This is a genomic window from Brevibacillus sp. MER 51 (genome assembly GCF_023714195.1).
GTDB lineage: Bacteria > Bacillota > Bacilli > Brevibacillales > Brevibacillaceae > Brevibacillus.
Genome location: NZ_JAMAUS010000001.1, coordinates 642,724 through 660,949, shown reverse-complemented (window position 1 = coordinate 660,949; position 18,226 = coordinate 642,724). Strand labels below are relative to the sequence as shown.

Below are 18,226 nucleotides of genomic sequence, written 5' to 3'. Positions count from 1 at the left end.
TTGATGATTGAAGCAGAACAGTAGAGGAGAGACAGACATGTTAACCATTGAACCTGTAATCTTGGAAGGCAAGCTGGTCCGATTGGAGCCGCTCAGAATGGCCCATGTGGACGGAATCTGGGAAGCAGGCGCATACGAAGAGATTTGGCCGCATATGTCCATTGCGATTCGAACAAGAGAGGATGCTCAGGCTTTTATCCTGCAGGCTTTAAAAAATGAACAAGCCCAAACAGAATTGCCATTCGCCATCATTCGTAAAGCAGATGAGCAAATCATCGGAAGCACGAGATTTTTAGGGATAGCGAAAAAGGATCGCGGATTGGAAATCGGGTTTACATGGCTGACCCCATCTGTCTGGAAAACGGGCGTCAATACAGAGTGTAAATGGCTTCTCTTGCGCCACTGCTTCGAACAGCTAGGATGTATTCGCGTACAGCTCAAGACAGATTCGCGCAATTTGAATTCGCAACGTGCCATTGCCCGAATCGGTGGCATTCGAGAAGGTGTCCTGCGCAATCATATGGTGATGCCAGATGGATACATTCGAGACTCGGTATACTTCAGCATACTTGACCGTGAATGGCCAGAAGCCAAGCAAAAGCTGCAATTGTTGCTGTTTGGTGAATAAAGGCTTGGATTGATTGAAGGGCGTTCAGAGCATGTGTACAATAGGGGTGAACCAAGAGGGTTTACTCTGACAAGACCCGGAAAAGAGGGTATACATGAGACAGCGTTTGTCTACGCCGGGCTATTTATTATTGCTCGGGGATCTGATCGCCTTTGTGCTTTTTGTTTATTACGGAAAAATCATTCATAACTACCCTGTCACGACCATGGGGATTATCGAAACATTAGCCCCTTTCCTCGTGGGATGGATTATCGCGATTCTGCTTTTCAAGAGCTACGGACAACGAACGTATGAATCTGCGGGCAGACAATTATTATCGGCACTGATTACTTGGACAGTAGCGGCACCAATTGGCTTACTGATCCGCTCCTGGTGGACTGGTGTACCGACTACGCTTATTTTTGCAGGTGTGACTTATTTCATTACGCTGGCATTTTTGTTCGGATGGCGTGTACCGTTTGCCATCGGCTATGCGATCTACAAACGCAAGAGACTACTCGCAACCAGCTAATAAAGTGACCCGAATTGGTTACGCTATCCTATGAATGACGTAGGAGGTGAAACTATTGGGGAAGAATAACAACAGCAAAGACCTCGGGAAAAATCGTGGTAAAACGCTGGATGAAAATGATCGCAACACAAATTTGCGACAATCGAATCATAATGATCGAAATGAAGGAACTGCAAAAGACCGCTGAGCAATCAGCGGTTTTTTACATGGATACAGGTCGTGATGTGATATAATAGATTTTGTTTTTCTAGCGAGTGGAGGGAAACGTATGACGGAACCGATGCAGAATGTACAGCCGGTGACCTTGTCGTCACAGGCGTTTTTACTTTTGTGTAGACTATATGATGGCTGCTATGACGAATTGAAGCAAAATGAGCAGGTTCGCGAACTCGTGGAGTCAATCGGTGATATTTTGCTGGCGGGCGTAGAGACGTTGGAGAAACAGGAAACCAAGCCGAAAAATATTACTTTTCCACTTACCGTGCAACAAGCTTTTTTCTTGCGTCGACTTGTAATTGAGCTGTTGGCTCAGTCGCCGACGGACAAAGAAGACCGAACGACACAATGGCTGCAGGAATGTGTGACAGCACTCGCTGGAGGCGGTGTCCAACCTAATGTCAAGCACTCGTGAGCTGCATGTGATTACAAGCGGACGGCATTCGCTTGATGAGGTATTGCGAATGGCAGAAGCTGCTTATGCAGGTGGTATGAACTTTTTACACATACGGGAAAAACAGCGTACCGCAAAGGAATGCATGGACTGGGTAAAGGCATTGGCGAATGTCATCCCCCTTTCGTCCTTGATCGTGAATGATCGGGTGGATGTGGCTGCTGCGTCGGGTTGTGCTGGTGTTCACCTGGCATACCATAGCCTGTCTCCTGCGGACGCGAGAATGGTACTGAAGACTGGTCAAAGAATAGGGCGTTCTGTTCATTCCGTAGAAGAAGCACAGCAAGCCATTGCTGCACAAGTCGATTATTTGCTCTACGGGCATATTTTTGCGAGTGGTTCGAAGCCAGGTCTTGCACCAAGAGGAACAATCGAACTCGCGCAAATGACGGCAAGATGGCATGTGCCGATTATCGGACTCGGTGGTATCACACCGGACCGGACCGCACAAGTTTTGGAAGCTGGGTGTGCGGGCATTGCTGTCTTATCAGGGATCACAGATGCAACTGATGCCAAGTCAGCAGCCAGCGCTTATCGAGAGGCATTGGATCGTTGGGAGGGAAAATAAAGCATGCGTGATATACAAAGACTTCGGGAAAAAATGGGTGTATACTTTGTCATTGGTACGCAGGACTGTGGGTACTCCAGCGAAAAGACCGTGCAAACCGTGGAAGCAGCATTACGCGGAGGAGTAGGCACGCTTCAGCTACGTGATAAAGGAAGCAAGCTAACTGCTCAGGAACAATATGAGTTGGGTAGAGAATTGCAACAGCTATGCCGTGACCATGATACCGTATTTTTTGTGAATGACGATGTGGATCTGGCGATTCGCTTGCAGGCAGACGGCATCCATGTCGGGCAAGATGACATGGCATTGTCAGAAGTACGAGCCAAAGTTGGCTCCGAGATGTACATCGGGGTTTCGGCAGGTACGGTCGAAGAGGCGCTCACTGCCCAAAACGGTGGCGTCGATTGTATTGGTGTAGGAGCGATGTTCGCTACCCGTTCCAAGGCAGATGCTGGAGAGCCTATCGGACCAGTGGGGCTGGCGGAGATTCGTAAGGCAGTCGGGAATGATTTGCCTATCGTCGGGATTGGTGGCATCACACTGGAAAATGCCTCTGAAGTGCTTGCTGCGGGGGCCGATGGCGTCGCGATTATCAGTGCGATCAGCCAGGCCGAATCACCTGAAGCAGCAGCGCAAGCGTTACAGCGGATTGTACGATCTCGTTAGCACGGACAAAGCGACGATTACATATGGTAGGGTAATAGAAACAAACCAGGATGATGCAATAATGGCGATCAAAAGGAGGTGAAGCCGATGAAAAATCGGATTTACCGCATCGGATATGAATGGGTGAGCAAGCGGGAATTGCTCGAGCGGTTGTTGATGACCGACTGCATTCTTATCGAACACAAGCGAATGCAACCCCCACCGGAGGATCAAGATACGGAATTGCCACCAGAAAAAGAAGTTCACGCTGTTTTAGTTCGCAGCCAGCGCCGCCCGGGCGAATGGGTGACGTTTAACGGGCTATATGAAATACAGACGAGAGAGCCTATTCCCTGGATAGATTCACCGCTTGAGTACCATCAATTCGGAGTAGAATTGATTCCTGGTAATATTCGGAGGGAAAAGGCACCTCAAGGCAGGATACCAGCGCGAACCAAACTGCAAATTGCAGCTGTGCGACAAGATACGGTATTTGTCACGGTTCCTGGGCATCCGTCCAGACGTTACGAAATGTCGTTGGCTCACGCTCGTTTTGCCAAGGATAACCCGACAGAATTGGAAATGAAGCTACAAGTATACGCTTTTCCTCCACGCAACGATATTTTTGTGGATTGGTTATTGAAAGAAGGACGCAAAACAGGAATCATTACCCGCCCCAATCAGGAAAGGGTAGAAAAATCAGCTTTTCAGGTGTGGGAAGATCTACGCCAAGAATACGGCATTAGTGTCAGCGCGGCATTGATAGCGATTAAACAGGCACTCATTGTTCTGGATCGTGCTGGTGTCGAGACTGACTTCCCATACCCGACACAAGAGCGATCAGATATTTCTTTGTTCAGTGAATCAGAGCGAGATGCCTTTTATTCCTACCAATCCGTTCGATGTGCGATGGCTGCTGTCGCTGCCCTTTTGACGGTAGACCCGAAAGATCCGTTGCAGGATACACTCTTGATGGATATCATGCTCGAGCAACAAATCAACCGCAGGCGCGAATAGCGTTTGCGGTTTTTTAGCTTTATAATGGGAATTGGTAGATGAACCCAATGAAAAGGACGTGTGACCATCATGTTTGTATCCATGAACAGACTGACTGTACCAGCAGACTATCAATCCCATTTGGAACGCGCATTTGGAAATGGGGGAGAACGGATGAAGGAGGTTCCTGGTTTTTTGGAGTTCCTTTTCCTGGCACCTACGGAAGGTGACGAATACATCGTTTTTACGAAATGGACAGATGAGGAATCGTTCAAAAATTGGACAGAAAGCGAGGCTTTCAAGCGCGCGCATACAGGAACCAACCCGAATAGCCCGGTAAAATCGGATTTGCGCAATTACGCTGTCAAATCCCATTCATAAAGCCAAAGCATTTGTCTCTGCGGAGGCAAATGCTTTTTGGATGGTTGAATAATAAACATTCTTGACCTTTTTATGCTCGATCGTGATATGATAGAAAATGGTGGAAAGCGTTTTCAGTCAAACATGTTCAGGAGGTGAGGGTGTCCGAAAAAGGCAATGTGAAAGCTCGCGATAATAGGATGCTGGCCGAGATTGTTTGTCTGTAAGGTTAAGAAGAGAACCTGATTGGATGGTGTCATTCTCTGCACCATGATATCATCAAGCCGCTTTACATCTTGTCTCATTTACGTCCATAATAGAGCCTATACATACTTGGAAAAATAGCCTCAATGAAGCACGGAGAAAAGGAGCCAGAGTGTTTTGAAAAATCGAATAAGTAAGTATCTTACTCATTTGGTCCCTGCGGCGGTGGCCAAGACGTTTTCCTTTCTTTCAGATCATCATTACTCTGCTTTGCTTCTAGAAGACCGCGAAAATACAGAGGCTTTGTTTGTTCAGCAAATCACGAAATGGATTGAAGTAGTAAAAGTAGTCGACACGTATGCATTCGAGCGAGAATGGAGCGAAATTGCATACAAATTTTCGCTGCTCGGAATGAATCTTACGTATTTGCAGCAATTTTTGCGCAAGTGTCGAGACGTTATTATTGAAGAAATGAATAACAACTCATTTTCTCTAGCCACGACGGAAATGGAGCGAGTGGAGCTTTTGCAAGCACAGATTCGCCTCTATCAGTCGATGGACTGCATTTTGTATCAAATGGACGATGTCTTTAACAAAAATTCGCATCCATTTCCGGTTGAGAAAACACCAACTTCTCCTACAAGTTCGGCCAAAGGAGAAGATGTTTCAATGCTCGCTGAACAGGAGCTTGTCCAATTGGTTCTGCAGTCCAGTGATATTGCCGTCTTGATGATCGACCGCCAGTTAAGAGTCATTGAAGCGAATTACGCTTTCTGTCATTTGTTTGGCGTAGATCGGCATCAACTCATTGGTAAAAACATTGATCATGCTCTCAGCCCTCATGTAAGCGAGCGTTTTGTCCAGTGGGTGATTGAACGTGGGCAGTCTGGCCATTATGTTGCGGAATACAGAGGCAAATGGACGACAGTGAGTACGAGCCCCATTTACTACGGTGAAGAGATGTGGGGAGCGATCGCTGTTCTTCGGAATGTTACGGAAAGCCAAAAATACGAAGAAGAGTTGAGCAAGCGTGAAGCACTGGCAGCAGTTGGGCAACTGGCTGCTGGGATGGCACATGAGATTCGGAATCCACTGACAGCCATCAAGGGCTTCATTCAGTTGCTGCGGGAGCAAGGGGAAGCAAATCGTAGTGAATCTTATTTTTCTGTAATCTTAACGGAAATTGAACGCATTGATGGGCTATTGAACGATGTTCTTGTTTTGGCCCGGTACAGGGATGATAAAATCGTATCGGAACGTTTCTTAGTGATGGACGAGTTATATGGCGTCATTCGTTTACTGGAGCCAGAAGCGAATCGAAGAGGAATCAAGCTTGAGCTGGACATTGCACAAGGCGAGTGGCATGTGTTTGGTCATCGTTCACGAATCAAGCAAGCCATCTTGAATATCTTGAAAAATGCGCTTGAAGCATTGATGACCCAAGGAAACCTCGTTCATGTGAAAGTGTACTCATCTCTCAATCAAGTAATCATTGTTGTGGAAGACAACGGACCTGGTCTATCAGATTCTTGCCTGCAAAATTTGTTCGTTCCTTTTTATACGACCAAACAAGAGGGAACGGGGTTAGGTTTGTCTACGACACAACGCATCATCGCGGATCACGGTGGCGAACTCTATGCGGAAAACTCTCCGAAATTGAAAGGAGCTCGTTTTGAGATTCGTTTACCCCTTTCCACTTCCTAAAAAAACAAAAAAGGATTGTGACTGTAGACGGATCGAATATCCGTCTTTTTTTACGTTCATATAAGAGAAAAGTCCTATTCGCGAAAAAGTTGCAAGTCTTTCGAATCAATCTTTTTGTAAGTTGTTGTCAAGGTCTGTCGATCAGTGGAATAATTTACAAAACGGTTACAATTTGAACGGAGTTGAACAACTGTGATTCGGATGCTGAAAAAAAACGAAACGAGGTGGAGCTACTGGGAGGTTTGGTATGAGGAATCAGAGCGCCTTTATACCGTTCATTACGGAAATGTAGGGGAAATTGGCGACTATTTTGCTGTAGTGGCGGAGCAGATTGAGGGAAGGCCTGATGAGGTTTTGCAGAGCTGGGCGGAAGAGATGAAAGAACAAGGATATCAGGTTATGAAAGAGAACGATTTCCACCCGATGGTCATTCGATTTCCCCATTTGTGTGAGTCAGAGATTGAAATGCGTTATTTGATCGAACAGCTGTTGGACGAATGCTTGGGAAAGACGGGGAACGGGCACAGCGACGGTGGGGAAGACAGCGAGAGGACGCTGGCAGTGATTTGCCGGGTGATCGATACGAAGAAAGCGGCTGCTGCGGTATTTGAAGCGATGTCCAGCACACAGATGGCAGAAGGATTTTCTATCAGCATAAAGCAGGAGGATGGAAACTTGATTCCACTTAATCCTCCTGCCTGAAATTATCTGATTTATTTCACGATTTTGTGCCGCAGTGCTTTTGCCACTGCCTGTGTACGATCCTCGACACCCATTTTTTGCAAGATCCGATGCACGTGTGTTTTTACAGTGCCTTCAGATATAAACAAGTTTTGCGCAATCTGATCATTTCGAAAGCCATCTGCGATCTGTTGGAGTACATCCAACTCTCGATCCGTGAGTTCATCTAGCAAGACTGATTGGGAGGTGGTCGTCGAATCAGGTGTCTCACGTTGACCTTGCAGAGCTTCGGCAAGGGCTTTTGCAGCTGTCACGGTGTGGAAGAGGGCTTCTCCCTGGTGGGCTCTGCGAATTAGATCAAGCATTTCCTGAGAGTCAGCATCTTTTAGCATATAGCCGACAGCCCCGGCGCGAATCCCTTCCACCACATAATTGTGATTATCAAAGGTGGTAAGAATCAATACCTTCGTGCGAGGATGCTGCAGCATGATTTCTCTTGTGGCTTCAATACCCGACTTGTTGGGCATCTGAACATCCATTAAAACGACATCAGGTGCGAGGGCCCCAATAAGTTCTACTGCTTCTACGCCATCGGAAGCTTCCCCGATTACTTCCATATCGGATTGCATTTGAATGACATAACCTAAACCTTGGCGAATCATGGTTTGGTCATCTACTAGGACCACGCGAATGGCTCCTTCTTTTTGTTTACCGGTCATGTTCGCATGCTCCTTTCAGGTTCAGTCTGGTTAATCGGAAAGCTGAAATCGAGTTGGAATCCGTGGGGCTCTCGAATGCGATATGCGAGAGTTCCGTTCAATAATTGAATTCGCTCAGATATGCCAGTTAGGCCAAAGCCAGGTTTGATTTTTTGGTCGCTCGTGATGCTTCCATCGTCTCGGATTGACAACAAAAGGATGTCCTTCTTTTGTTCAATGATGACGAGAATTTCTTTTGCGTCAGAGTGACGGAGGGAATTGGTGATCGCTTCCTGCAAGATTCGATAAAACGTTATCGTCATTTCCTGGGAGAGCGGGATGTCCAGATCGGAGCATATCAGTTCCATTTTAATTCCTGTATGCTTTTGGGCCTGCGACAAAAGAGCTCGCAGAGGCGTAAGTCCCAAGGAGGTTTTATCCAGAGCCAGTGTATGGACAGACGTGCGAATATCCTCCAGACTTTGCTTGGCGACACCGAGCATGTTGCGCACCGCTTCTTGTGCGTTGTCAGGTCCATCCTGCAACATATACTTCAAGGCATGTAGCTGGACAATGAGTGAAGTCAAACTATGACCCAATGCATCGTGAATATCACGGGCAATTCTCGTTCGTTCCTCAAGAACAGCTACTTGAAGGGAATGAAGCGCTGCTTCTTGAAGCTGTAAGTGTGCCTCTTGCAACTCTGTATGTGCTTTTTGCAGCTGCTCCAGATGCTGTTGGTTGGTTTCATATGCTTCTGTTTGAATCCGATAGCCTCGTGCGCCGATATAGCAGCCCACATACGTAAGAATATAGGAGATGATGTGCGTGAATCTCAGGTTTTCTTCAAAATATAAAAAAAGCGTACTGCACGTACCAAAAAAAGTAGCATACGCCAACGCTCGGCGTCCATGAATGTGAAAACCGATAAAAACAGCGAGTGGGAGCATCAATCCGAAGCCCTCTCCACCCAAAATGAGGGACTTTAGCAAGGAAACGATTCCAAGCGCGACTGCCACTAATTCGAATTGGAAAGGCTTCCATTTTTTCTTGGAAGTCCAAAATACCACAAGGTAACAAATAAATAGTACAATGGTAAGGGAAAATTGCAATGGAGTTTCCCGTTTAAATGAATCAGGAAGCAAAGCTAATACAAGTAAGATGGAAAACCACATGATCAGCAAACGTTTTTGTATGGCTTTCATCATTATCTTCAACAATGAGAAGTCCTTCTTTCTCTGCCGGATAATCACTTAACTTCATTCTAGCATGCGTTGTCGTCTATCTCCAGATAGATAAATCCTTGTCAGAAATCTACCCCTGGGTAGACTTCACTACATATAGATTTCAGTAGAATTATTTTTGGGAAATAAACGATTAGTTATGGGTGTGAAGTGGTTAAGTAAGGATGGCAAGGGAGGTTCTCATGAAAGAACTGATTCAGTTGGCAAAACTCCTGCAAGAAGCCAGTGTTTTGTTTAGCACGATTTCTGAGCAAGAGCTGGATACAAGCGATGTAACCTGGCAACAGGTCTTGATTCTGGAGCAGCTAGGAAACGGGCCAAAAACGATGGGGGACATAAGTAAGACTGTCGGTCTTTCATACAGCACAACTTCCGGTCTCATTAACCGGTTGGAGCAGGAAAACCTGGTACGAAGATTCCGCGACCAAGCAGATCGACGAGTTGTGTGGGTGTCACTGACAGAGCGTGTATACCAACAGCGAGATGTGAAATGGGGAAATTCACAAACCGTTTAAAACGGTTTCACCCCTTTATATTTCGTTAAACGAAATGTCACGACGAGATTCACCTTATTCATTTCGTTATGCGAACTATTTCTCACAAAAAATTAGCAGATATATAAAGAAGAGGTGAGTGGATTGAATCTTTCTGAACTATCGATTAAACGCCCGGTCACCATGATTATGTTGACTCTGGCCATGCTGATTTTTGGTTTCGTCTCACTGCCTCGCTTGGCGATTGATCTCATGCCGGACCTGAACTTCCCGGTTGCTGTCGTAGTTACCTCCGTTGACGGCGGATCGCCAAGTGAGGTAGAAAAACTGGTAACGAAGCCGATTGAGGACGCACTTGCAACGGTATCCGATTTAGATAGTATACAATCGGTATCGATGGAAGGCGCTTCACAGGTTATTCTCATGTTTAACTGGGGGACAGACCTTGATCAGGCGACTCTCGACATGCGGGAGAAGGTAGATCAGGTTCGTGGCTCTTTGCCTGACTCAGCTAGAGCGCCACGCGTACTGCGGATTGACCCGAACAGTACACCGATCATTGAGTTTGCGGTGACGGGTGAGCAAGATATCAACAAATTGAAAAAGATGGCAGAGGATATGATCCAATCACGCCTGGAGCGTATTGATGGGGTCGCATCTGCTTCCATCAGCGGTGGACAAAGCCGGATCATCGATGTTACCGTCGATCCAGCCAAACTGGCGGCGTATGGATTGTCCCTTGACCAAGTTCAGCAGGCTCTACAGGGCAGCAACTTGTCAGGTTCCGGTGGAGCGGTACGCGAGGGTGATGCCAAGCTCAACATCCGTGTACAAGGTGAGTTTGCCGATGTCGATCAAATCTCGCTGACACCAATCTCTGTTGGAGGAAACTCCATCAGGCTCAGCGATATTGCCGAAGTAAAAGACACGCATCAAGATGTAACGCAATTGAGTTACGTCAACGGAACACCTAGCTTGGGTATTAAAGTGACAAAAGCTTCTGGCGGAAACACCATTGAGGTAGCAGATGATGTAAAAGCTGAGCTGGAGAAAATCAAAGGCGAGCTGCCAGAAGGCGTTAAAATCATTACGACTCTGGATACATCCACTTACATTAAGGATTCCGTTTACACGACCGCTGAACATGCCCTGTTGGGTGGCGGTATCGGTATGATCTTGCTGTTCTTCTTCTTGGGCAGCTTGCGATCCATGGTAATTGCGGTCATCGTTCTTCCTGTATCGATCGTTGCTACATTCTTGCTGATGTATATGTCTGGACAAACGATCAACCTGATTTCCCTCTCCGGTTTGACATTGGGATTGGGATCATTGATTGACTTTGCGGTTGTTATGCTCGAGAATGTTTTCCGTCATCGAGAACAGGGAAAAGGTATGATGGAAGCCGCTTTGGATGGTTCCAAAGAAGTAGGTACGGCAGTAATGGCTTCGGCTTTGGCGCAAATTTGCGTATTCTTGCCGATTGCCCTCACGGAAGGTATTGCTTCTGAGTTGTTTGGACCACTTGCATTGACGGTTGTTTACTCCCATATTGCGGCGCTTGTATTCTCTATTTTGCTCGTGCCGATGCTGAGTTCGAGAATTTTAAACAAAATTCCGTCGCATACACATCATGAGAACTATCGTGGAATTAATCCGGTTACTTGGTTCAACATTGGATTTAGCAAAGTAGAAAAAGGCTACCAAAGACTGTTAAAATGGTCATTGGGCCATCGTAAAACAGTCATGATTTCTTCGGTTGTGCTGATGGTGGGCTCTCTCGCATTAACACCGATGATCGGGGCAGAGTTTATTCCAGCCATGGACCAAGGTCAAGTAAATATCTCTATCAAAATGCCGAATGGTACTGTTCTGGCTGAAACTGAGAAAGTTACCAGACAAGTAGAAGAAATTGTCAACACGGTTCCGGAGAAGAAAATTGTAGCGACTTCGGTTGGTAGCAATGCATCACCGATAGCGAGCACATTGTCATCCAATCAGGGGACGATCACCCTGATGCTGGTAGATCTCGACCAGCGAACTCGTTCCTCCAATGAAATTGTGATGGATCTCCAGGAAAAGCTGAAACATATTGCTGGACCGGAAATTAAGGTGAGCGCACCAGCTGGCATGTCTACCGGTTCCCCTATTCAACTGAAGGTTAGCGGGGATGACTTGGCCGTACTGAAAGACATCAGTGGTATCATTAAAGGTGAAATTGAGAAGGTACCTGGTACGAGTAACGTAACAACCAGCTTGGAAGAATCAAGACAAGAGCTGGAAGTGAAGATCGATGCTGAGAAAGCGAGCCTGTACGGATTGACGACAGGACAAATTCTCTCCAGTGTTCGCACTTCCTTCCAAGGTCAAACGGTAACGTACTATCGCACAGGGGATGATGAGATTGACGTCAACCTCAAGCTGCCGAAATCGTATCAGGAAGACATCAACTTCTTGAACAATATGCGAATTTCCGCTCCTGGTGGGGCACAGATCGCGCTCACCTCCGTTGCGACTATCAATAAGGTTGATGTGCCAGTATCGATCAACCGTGCCAACTCAAGCCGTGAAGTTCAAGTAACGAGTGATTTGGCAGGGCGTGACCTGAGCTCTGTCACACGGGAAGTGCAAGAGAAAATTTCGAAGCTGAATCTCCCGGATGGCTACACAGTCGATTTTGGCGGGCAAAGTGAAGAAATGATGGAATCATTCAGCAGCCTTGCTCTCGCGATTGTACTGTCTGTCGTGTTGCTTTATATGGTAATGGCAGCGCAGTTTGAATCGTTATACACCCCATTTATCATCATGTTCTCCGTGCCACCAACCGTTACAGGTGTTCTGCTTGGACTTTTGGTGACAGGTACAACGATCAGCGTTGGGGTCTTGATCGGGTACATCTTGTTGATCGGTTTGGTCGTGAACAACGCGATTGTATTGATCGACTACGTGAACCAATTGCGTGCTAAAGGTATGGAGCTGTATGATGCGATCCTGCATGCTGGCCCGATTCGTCTTCGTCCGATTTTGATGACGACACTTACCACTATTCTGGCGATTGGACCACTCGCATTCTCTGGCGGCGCTGGTTCTGAAACGAACGCACCAATGGCCGTGACGGTTATTTTCGGTCTTGGATTCTCTACCTTGATTACACTGGTTCTGGTTCCTGTCGTTGCTTCCTGGTTTGATGATGCAGGGAAAAAGAGACGCTTGAAGCGCCAGTTGAAACTCGAAAAGAAACTTGCTAAGAAACAAAAGAAAATCAATCCCGCTTTGGAATCGTAAGACGTTTGTGGGAAGAGGAGGGACATACATGAAACTAAATAAAAAACCCGTCATTTTGGCATTGCTGGCCATCACTCTAGTGGCAGGGTGCTCCAGCCCGCAAGCGGAAACGCCGCCTACGGAAACAGTGGAAGCAGCAACCCCTGTACAGGTTGAAACGGTTGCTTTAGGCACAGTAGTATCAGATTCTGGTCTCACGGCAAAGCTGGCTCCGAGTGAAGAAGTGCAAGTTTCCCCGAAAGTGGGCGGGAAAATTTCTTCCCTGCCAGTGAAACTGGGCCAATACGTGACAAAAGGTCAAGTATTGTTCAAGCTCGATGAAAAAGATCTGGTGAACGGTGTCAAGCAAGCAGAAGCAGCTTACAACGTATCAAAAGCCAGCTTAAACCAAGCAGGCAGCAGCTCTGATCAAGGCTTGGTTCAAGCAAAAAATAGCCTGAAGCAGGCAGAAACTGCCCTTCAGGATGCAAAAGTAAACCAGCAGCGGATGCAACAGCTCTTTTCTCAAGGAGCGATTTCCGCACAGCAGATGGAACAGGCAAACTCCCAACTGACAACGGCACAGACTTCTTATGATAACGCACAGCAGGCTTTACAATCTGCTGGGCAAAAAACGAGCGTGCAAGTTTCCGAAGCCTCTGTGCAGCAAGCCCAAGTGAGTCTGCAAAATGCTCGTGAGCAATTGGCGAATGCAACTGTGACGTCTCCGATCAACGGATATATTTCCAGCGTAAATGGCGCAGTTGGTCAAATGGCAGGTCAGCAGCCGGTTGTGGTTGTCGTTAACACGAACCCACTTCTGGTAAAAGCGAATCTGTCAGAAGCTGATATCACAAAAGTAAAAGTAGGGACTACAGTAAAAGTAAACGTACAATCATCAGGAAAAACGATTGATGCCAAAGTAACGGCGATGAGTCCAGTCATGGATTCACAGCTCAAGGCATACCCGGTGGAGATTACAATTCCAAACCCATCCAATGAGCTGAAGTCCGATATGGTTGTGAATGTGACCTTCCCATCGGTTGGGGAAAGCGGAGCGAAATCGATCGTTGTAACACGCGGTGCAGTTTTTGATCGCGATGGTAAACAGTATGTATTCAAGCTGGAAGGTGACATTGCAAAACAAGTCGAGGTCACTACAGGCAAATCTTCTAGTGATCAGATCGAAATTTTGACAGGCTTGTCTGCCGGCGATAAGATCGTGGTAAAAGGGCAAACACTGCTTCAAGATGGCGGTAAGGTTACGATTCAGTAAGAAAAAGAATAGCAGGAAGGGGCGGAGTACATCCGCCTCTTTTTTGTGTACAATGGAGGTATTCGTGAAGGGAATCTGAATGAGCTATTATGCAAAGGAAAATGTCACGGATTTAAGACAAAGTGTCTTTGCTACTTTTGAAGGGGGAAAAGATTCGATACAATGAGAAGATAGTGGATAAAATACCCACCGGAGGTACATATGACTGGCGATATTACTGTCTTTTTGGCATTTGCAGCAGGTTTTCTCTCGTTTATTTCTCCTTGCTGCCTGCCGCTTTATCCGTCCTTTTTGTCTTACATAACTGGGGTAACGATTGATGAAGTAAGGAACGGGAGAGCGGTTTTTCGAAAGCAAGCCTTCTTGCATACCTTTTTCTTCATTGTCGGATTTTCGATCATTTTCGTTGCGCTTGGGTTGTCTACATCATGGATCGGAAGCTTGTTCACCGACCAGCAGGACTTGATTCGTCAATTGGGCGGTATTTTGCTTGCAGTTATTGGTTTCGTTATGCTTGGCGTGTTTAAAATGGATTGGATGATGCGTTCTTTTAAAATCGATTTAAAATCGAGACCATTGGGGTATACTGGGTCCATACTGGTGGGAATGACGTATGCAGCTGGATGGACACCTTGTGTGGGACCGATTCTTTCTGGCATTATCGTCATGGGCGTTTCCAATCCTTCAAGCGCCTTGGCTTACACATTGGCGTATACACTCGGTTTCGCCATTCCGTTTTTTGTCATGACGTTCTTCATCAGTAAGGTGAAAGCGATTGTGAAGTATTCCGATCTGTTTATGAAAATCGGGGGAGCCATTATGATTTTGTTCGGTGTTCTTCTGTATACAGATAAACTGACGGATATTACACGCGTTCTCATTCAAATGTACGGAGGCTTTACGGGATTCTAACTCAGTAGGGCAGAGGTGACAAAATGAAAAAGCTGTTGCTCGCGGTGATCGTATTATTGGGCGTCGGACTTGCTGTTTGGGAAAAGCCTCAAGAAACAGCCGCAATCGTAGCAGAGGTTCAAAAACCGGAAGTTGGCTTTGCGGCTCCTCATTTTACACTGACCGGACTGGATCAGCAGACGTACAAGGTAGAAGGAAAAAGGGCGAAACCATTGGTCTTGAATTTTTGGGCTTCCTGGTGTGGACCATGCAAGCTGGAAGCGCCTGATTTACAAAAAGTCTATGAAAAATACGGCGGACAGGTTGATCTGTATGGTGTGAACGTCACGAGCAATGACAGCCCGGAAGCAGCTATGGCCTTCGTCACCAACTACAAGCTGACATTTCCGATACCGATGGACGTAGCTGGAACTGTGTCGAATCGTTACAAGGTGATGGCATTCCCAACTACTTACTTGATAGACGCGGATGGGAACGTACGAAAGAAGATCATTGGCATGGTGGATGCTTCTACACTGGAGCTGGAACTGCGCCAGTTGTTAAGTCCAAAGCCATAATGAAGTCACATAAGTCGCTGGGAGAGAATTCTCCGGCGGCTTTTTCTATTTGTGATACGTATGACAAGGCCCATTTTGCAGGTGAATATCTTGATTTTGTATGCTTGCCTAAAGAGCGGGGGTGCTCTCCTTCATAGACTGGAGTGATCCAGGGCAAAGGGAGGAAAACAGATGGCCAAGGGCAAAAAGATCAAGAAGAAGAATACGCGACAGCACCCCAATCAAGTACAGATGAAAATCGTAACATCCCATACATGTCAAGTATGCAAGCAGCAATGTGCACGAGGTTTGGCATATATGGAGCAGATGTCCCAGCCCGGCGCGATCGGCTTTGGTGTACCATGTATCCTTACTAAGCAAAAGCCATAGTTCGTCCTTTTCCATTGTGCGGGATATTCTGTTCACGAGATAGTCCCTTCGCGTACGGTGAGCAGGGATCAAACAGCCTGACTCCATTTTGGAGCTACCTATGGGTGGCTCTTTTTTAATTTTTCATTAAGAATTGGCCTGAGCAAATGTGAAAGAGAGGATCAGTAGAGCCAACATGTTACAAAGGTTAAAGGCTCTCAAGTGCCAGGCTTGTATGCTGGCAGGTTTAACGGCTGTGTATTATACTGAAGGGACTGATAAAAGCAAGGGAAAGGAGCAAAATAACATGCGTCCATTACAAATATCACCGGAGACCGCTGTCAAGCTGGCGGAAGCGCTTCAGGTACCCTTGGAGCGTCTCATGCACATGCCGCAGCACATCTTGTTGCAAAAAATGATGGAGCTGGCGAATCAAGAAAAGGAAGCAAACGAAGCAACGGATAAAACCCAAGAATAGGCGAGCGATACAAAAGGAGGAGAAAAGATGGGGGCAAACGTAGCACATAAATTCCGTACGGGGCTTAAGCCACAGGCGTTTGTGGAAAGCATGACGAAAAATCAGGATACATACAAAAACTGGTCGGATGCATTTTCATGGGAGGATGAACAAGACCGTGCTTTTTTTGCCTCTCTCCAGCATCGTGATGACCTCAGATGTTTGATTTTGGCTGCAGATTGGTGTGGCGACGTCGTTCGCAACTTGCCAGTCGTCTTGCATGCCCTGAAAGAAACGGACATGCCAGTGGAAATTATGGTGATGGAAGAACACCTCGATCTGATGGATGAGTTTCTTACGATGGGAGGTCGGGCGATCCCTGTTGTTATTTTCGCAGACACGGGTGGTCATGTTCTCGCCAAATGGGGACCGAGACCAAAGCATGTCCAAGCTGTCATGACGGCATTCAAACAAGATAACCCGGACCGAACCGCAACGGATTATGAAGACAAGATCAAGGTAGCGCGTGCCGAAATGCTTGAGCAGTATGGAGAAGGCACTGGCTATCAGCAAGTGATTGTCAAAGAACTGAAAGAGCTACTTTCCTCGATCTAACCGATCATATCAAAAACAGGGCGGAGTCCCGGCTCCGTCCATTTTCATGCAGAAGGGCTGAATATTCATGTATTACTACGGCAATGAAACCATTATGTCCTTGGAGCAGGTGCTTCGCTTAAAAGCATCGGAAGTTCGAATCCTGGAGTGGGTACGTACCTACGAGTTTTTAGAAAACAGTTATGGGATCGATGAAGCCGTTCCCTACTTCTTGGAGATAAAATGTGAAGAAGGGCATGTCAAGATTCGGAAGAACCGCATACTAGAATTCCCGGAATACTCCTGTGAGGGAGAAGCAACATTTCAAGAAGTAGACGAAGCATTGCGTGTCTTTCACGAGTGGGCACAGGAGATTTTGGCGAAAAAAGATAGTCAATTTAAATAAATATATTGACGTCAAACAAAGTTCATGATAAATTAATAAATGTCGCTTCTGGTTGAAGAGAGTAGACGCAGAAGATAGACAGCACATATTGTGGGGAGATAGTGAAGTGGCTAAACACGGCAGACTGTAAATCTGCTCCCTCCGGGTTCGGCGGTTCGAATCCGTCTCTCCCCACCATTGATTTTCTTTCGAAGATGTGCTAATTTATTCATAGTTTCACTTGCCGGTGTGGCGGAATGGCAGACGCGCGCGACTCAAAATCGTGAGGGAAACCGTGGGGGTTCAAGTCCCTTCACCGGCACCATATCAAAACGAATGCACACTAACCATGATGTTTACAGACACATGGAAGGTGTGCTTTTTTAATATACATACGGGAAACAATCCAAACAGCGGCGAGTCTAAGACTTGGTTTTCAGGTCTTAGCTCGCCGCTGTTTCCTTATTGGGTAACGAAAATTCGCTAAAAATTTAATTCGGCAATCGTCTCGCCAAACAGAACCATACCATTTTTTTGAAATCCGAGTGAGGAGTAAAGGTTTTCGGCTGCTACGTTGGCTGGAGCATAACCAATGACAATTTTTTGACAATCTTCCTTTGCTTTCAGGATATCAATGACTTGCGCAATCGCAGCACGTCCGTAGCCTAGTCGTTGGTACTTCGCATCAATTAAGAGTCTGTAAATCCAGTAGTTTCCATCGTCAGGGTCAAGCCCATACATGACAAAGCCAACCATGGTGTCATCATGGTATATGGCCAAAGGAACAAATGTAGTTTGAAACTTTGATTCAGCGATGGAGTAGAGGTTCGGGGCAACAAACTCGCTCTGTTCGGGAGTAGGTTCCAGTTCAATACACTCTTCCCAGTTTTCCAAAGTTACTTCACGAAGTGTCACAGACATCTAATCACATTCATCCTTCCGAGGGCTTTTTGCCAATATATTACATTTTATCCTACGTGAAAAGACAGCCAAAATCAATAGAGTACACAAATTTTTTTCTATTTTATGCAGC

22 protein-coding genes and 2 tRNA genes are annotated in these 18,226 nt (G+C 46.4%); 21 read left to right on the top strand and 3 right to left on the bottom strand.

Annotated features, from left to right (window positions below; all coding sequences use genetic code 11):
* Positions 1–37 precede the first annotated feature (37 nt).
* The 10 genes from M3630_RS02490 to M3630_RS02450 all read left to right on the top strand — a co-directional run bounded on the left by M3630_RS02490 (position 38) and on the right by M3630_RS02450 (position 6,988).
* Positions 38–628, top strand: a complete 591-nt coding sequence (locus M3630_RS02490; RefSeq protein ID WP_232773014.1) for a GNAT family N-acetyltransferase — start codon at positions 38–40, stop codon at positions 626–628.
* Between the two features lie 94 nt (positions 629–722).
* On the top strand, positions 723–1,139 hold the full coding sequence (locus tag M3630_RS02485; protein WP_221868592.1) for a DUF3054 domain-containing protein: 417 nt from the start codon (positions 723–725) through the stop codon (positions 1,137–1,139).
* A gap of 55 nt (positions 1,140–1,194) precedes the next feature.
* Positions 1,195–1,326 carry a hypothetical protein gene (locus tag M3630_RS30895; protein ID WP_255413062.1) on the top strand — a complete coding sequence of 44 codons (132 nt, stop codon included), beginning with the start codon at positions 1,195–1,197 and terminating at the stop codon, positions 1,324–1,326.
* Positions 1,327–1,407: 81 nt separating this feature from the next.
* On the top strand, positions 1,408–1,770 hold the full coding sequence (locus tag M3630_RS02480; protein ID WP_173607839.1) for a hypothetical protein: 363 nt from the start codon (positions 1,408–1,410) through the stop codon (positions 1,768–1,770).
* Entirely contained in the window at positions 1,754–2,377 is a 624-nt protein-coding gene (locus M3630_RS02475; RefSeq protein WP_232773011.1) for a thiamine phosphate synthase, read from the top strand. Before M3630_RS02480 ends, M3630_RS02475 begins: the two co-directional genes overlap by 17 nt.
* A gap of 3 nt (positions 2,378–2,380) precedes the next feature.
* Positions 2,381–3,043, top strand: coding sequence for a thiamine phosphate synthase (gene thiE, locus M3630_RS02470; protein ID WP_251251105.1), 663 nt, complete (start codon positions 2,381–2,383; stop codon positions 3,041–3,043).
* Between the two features lie 87 nt (positions 3,044–3,130).
* Positions 3,131–4,039 carry a hypothetical protein gene (locus M3630_RS02465; protein WP_173607836.1) on the top strand — a complete coding sequence of 303 codons (909 nt, stop codon included), beginning with the start codon at positions 3,131–3,133 and terminating at the stop codon, positions 4,037–4,039.
* A 69-nt stretch (positions 4,040–4,108) separates the two neighbouring features.
* The gene (locus tag M3630_RS02460) at positions 4,109–4,399 is read left to right on the top strand and encodes an antibiotic biosynthesis monooxygenase family protein (RefSeq protein WP_173607835.1); all 291 of its coding nucleotides are present in this window, start codon (positions 4,109–4,111) and stop codon (positions 4,397–4,399) included.
* 360 nt (positions 4,400–4,759) lie between these two features.
* Positions 4,760–6,286, top strand: coding sequence for a two-component system sensor histidine kinase NtrB (locus M3630_RS02455; protein WP_251251104.1), 1,527 nt, complete (start codon positions 4,760–4,762; stop codon positions 6,284–6,286).
* Between the two features lie 192 nt (positions 6,287–6,478).
* Positions 6,479–6,988: a hypothetical protein gene (locus M3630_RS02450; protein ID WP_353057205.1), complete on the top strand. Its 510-nt coding sequence runs from the start codon at positions 6,479–6,481 to the stop codon at positions 6,986–6,988.
* Between the two features lie 11 nt (positions 6,989–6,999).
* On the opposite strand, the gene M3630_RS02445 is transcribed toward M3630_RS02450, so the two are convergent.
* Both M3630_RS02445 and M3630_RS02440 read right to left on the bottom strand, forming a co-directional pair.
* Positions 7,000–7,686 carry a response regulator gene (locus tag M3630_RS02445; RefSeq protein ID WP_251251103.1) on the bottom strand — a complete coding sequence of 229 codons (687 nt, stop codon included), beginning with the start codon at positions 7,684–7,686 and terminating at the stop codon, positions 7,000–7,002.
* Entirely contained in the window at positions 7,683–8,918 is a 1,236-nt protein-coding gene (locus tag M3630_RS02440; RefSeq protein WP_251251102.1) for a sensor histidine kinase, read from the bottom strand. The genes M3630_RS02445 and M3630_RS02440 overlap by 4 nt, the downstream gene beginning before the upstream one ends.
* A gap of 173 nt (positions 8,919–9,091) precedes the next feature.
* On the opposite strand from M3630_RS02440, the gene M3630_RS02435 reads away from it, so the two are divergent.
* The 11 genes from M3630_RS02435 to M3630_RS02385 all read left to right on the top strand — a co-directional run bounded on the left by M3630_RS02435 (position 9,092) and on the right by M3630_RS02385 (position 17,518).
* Positions 9,092–9,424, top strand: a complete 333-nt coding sequence (locus M3630_RS02435) for a MarR family winged helix-turn-helix transcriptional regulator (RefSeq protein WP_173607830.1) — start codon at positions 9,092–9,094, stop codon at positions 9,422–9,424.
* 123 nt (positions 9,425–9,547) lie between these two features.
* Positions 9,548–12,685 carry an efflux RND transporter permease subunit gene (locus M3630_RS02430; RefSeq protein ID WP_251251101.1) on the top strand — a complete coding sequence of 1,046 codons (3,138 nt, stop codon included), beginning with the start codon at positions 9,548–9,550 and terminating at the stop codon, positions 12,683–12,685.
* A 28-nt stretch (positions 12,686–12,713) separates the two neighbouring features.
* Positions 12,714–13,940 (top strand): efflux RND transporter periplasmic adaptor subunit, encoded by a 1,227-nt coding sequence (locus M3630_RS02425; RefSeq protein ID WP_251251100.1) that lies wholly within the window; start codon positions 12,714–12,716, stop codon positions 13,938–13,940.
* Between the two features lie 201 nt (positions 13,941–14,141).
* Positions 14,142–14,852: a cytochrome c biogenesis CcdA family protein gene (locus M3630_RS02420; RefSeq protein WP_173607827.1), complete on the top strand. Its 711-nt coding sequence runs from the start codon at positions 14,142–14,144 to the stop codon at positions 14,850–14,852.
* 23 nt (positions 14,853–14,875) lie between these two features.
* Positions 14,876–15,409 carry a TlpA family protein disulfide reductase gene (locus M3630_RS02415; RefSeq protein WP_251251099.1) on the top strand — a complete coding sequence of 178 codons (534 nt, stop codon included), beginning with the start codon at positions 14,876–14,878 and terminating at the stop codon, positions 15,407–15,409.
* Positions 15,410–15,580: 171 nt separating this feature from the next.
* A complete protein-coding gene (locus M3630_RS02410; protein ID WP_173607825.1) occupies positions 15,581–15,778 on the top strand; it encodes a hypothetical protein in 198 nt (65 codons plus the stop codon).
* Positions 15,779–16,064: 286 nt separating this feature from the next.
* Positions 16,065–16,235 (top strand): YycC family protein, encoded by a 171-nt coding sequence (locus tag M3630_RS02405; RefSeq protein WP_173607824.1) that lies wholly within the window; start codon positions 16,065–16,067, stop codon positions 16,233–16,235.
* Between the two features lie 27 nt (positions 16,236–16,262).
* Positions 16,263–16,829 (top strand): thioredoxin family protein, encoded by a 567-nt coding sequence (locus tag M3630_RS02400; RefSeq protein WP_251251098.1) that lies wholly within the window; start codon positions 16,263–16,265, stop codon positions 16,827–16,829.
* Positions 16,830–16,896: 67 nt separating this feature from the next.
* Complete coding sequence (locus M3630_RS02395; RefSeq protein ID WP_173607822.1) at positions 16,897–17,214, top strand: hypothetical protein; 318 nt, start codon at positions 16,897–16,899, stop codon at positions 17,212–17,214.
* Between the two features lie 92 nt (positions 17,215–17,306).
* Positions 17,307–17,391, top strand: a tRNA-Tyr gene (locus M3630_RS02390).
* Between the two features lie 45 nt (positions 17,392–17,436).
* Positions 17,437–17,518, top strand: a tRNA-Leu gene (locus M3630_RS02385).
* 158 nt (positions 17,519–17,676) lie between these two features.
* Here M3630_RS02385 and edeQ read toward each other — a convergent pair.
* On the bottom strand, positions 17,677–18,114 hold the full coding sequence (edeQ, locus tag M3630_RS02380) for an edeine self-resistance N-acetyltransferase EdeQ (protein WP_173607821.1): 438 nt from the start codon (positions 18,112–18,114) through the stop codon (positions 17,677–17,679).
* Between the last annotated feature and the right edge of the window lie 112 nt (positions 18,115–18,226).

What these genes read in the sequence shown, in the direction of transcription:
- M3630_RS02490 (WP_232773014.1), top strand. Translation starts at nt 38, where the DNA reads ATGTTAACCATTGAACCTGTAATCTTGGAAGGCAAGCTGGTCCGATTG.
- M3630_RS02485 (WP_221868592.1), top strand. Translation starts at nt 723, where the DNA reads ATGAGACAGCGTTTGTCTACGCCGGGCTATTTATTATTGCTCGGGGAT.
- M3630_RS02480 (WP_173607839.1), top strand. Translation starts at nt 1,408, where the DNA reads ATGACGGAACCGATGCAGAATGTACAGCCGGTGACCTTGTCGTCACAG.
- M3630_RS02475 (WP_232773011.1), top strand. Translation starts at nt 1,754, where the DNA reads ATGTCAAGCACTCGTGAGCTGCATGTGATTACAAGCGGACGGCATTCG.
- thiE (WP_251251105.1), top strand. Translation starts at nt 2,381, where the DNA reads ATGCGTGATATACAAAGACTTCGGGAAAAAATGGGTGTATACTTTGTC.
- M3630_RS02465 (WP_173607836.1), top strand. Translation starts at nt 3,131, where the DNA reads ATGAAAAATCGGATTTACCGCATCGGATATGAATGGGTGAGCAAGCGG.
- M3630_RS02460 (WP_173607835.1), top strand. Translation starts at nt 4,109, where the DNA reads ATGTTTGTATCCATGAACAGACTGACTGTACCAGCAGACTATCAATCC.
- M3630_RS02445 (WP_251251103.1), bottom strand. Translation starts at nt 7,686, where the DNA reads ATGACCGGTAAACAAAAAGAAGGAGCCATTCGCGTGGTCCTAGTAGAT.
- M3630_RS02435 (WP_173607830.1), top strand. Translation starts at nt 9,092, where the DNA reads ATGAAAGAACTGATTCAGTTGGCAAAACTCCTGCAAGAAGCCAGTGTT.
- M3630_RS02425 (WP_251251100.1), top strand. Translation starts at nt 12,714, where the DNA reads ATGAAACTAAATAAAAAACCCGTCATTTTGGCATTGCTGGCCATCACT.
- M3630_RS02420 (WP_173607827.1), top strand. Translation starts at nt 14,142, where the DNA reads ATGACTGGCGATATTACTGTCTTTTTGGCATTTGCAGCAGGTTTTCTC.
- M3630_RS02415 (WP_251251099.1), top strand. Translation starts at nt 14,876, where the DNA reads ATGAAAAAGCTGTTGCTCGCGGTGATCGTATTATTGGGCGTCGGACTT.
- M3630_RS02410 (WP_173607825.1), top strand. Translation starts at nt 15,581, where the DNA reads ATGGCCAAGGGCAAAAAGATCAAGAAGAAGAATACGCGACAGCACCCC.
- M3630_RS02405 (WP_173607824.1), top strand. Translation starts at nt 16,065, where the DNA reads ATGCGTCCATTACAAATATCACCGGAGACCGCTGTCAAGCTGGCGGAA.
- M3630_RS02400 (WP_251251098.1), top strand. Translation starts at nt 16,263, where the DNA reads ATGGGGGCAAACGTAGCACATAAATTCCGTACGGGGCTTAAGCCACAG.
- M3630_RS02395 (WP_173607822.1), top strand. Translation starts at nt 16,897, where the DNA reads ATGTATTACTACGGCAATGAAACCATTATGTCCTTGGAGCAGGTGCTT.
- edeQ (WP_173607821.1), bottom strand. Translation starts at nt 18,114, where the DNA reads ATGTCTGTGACACTTCGTGAAGTAACTTTGGAAAACTGGGAAGAGTGT.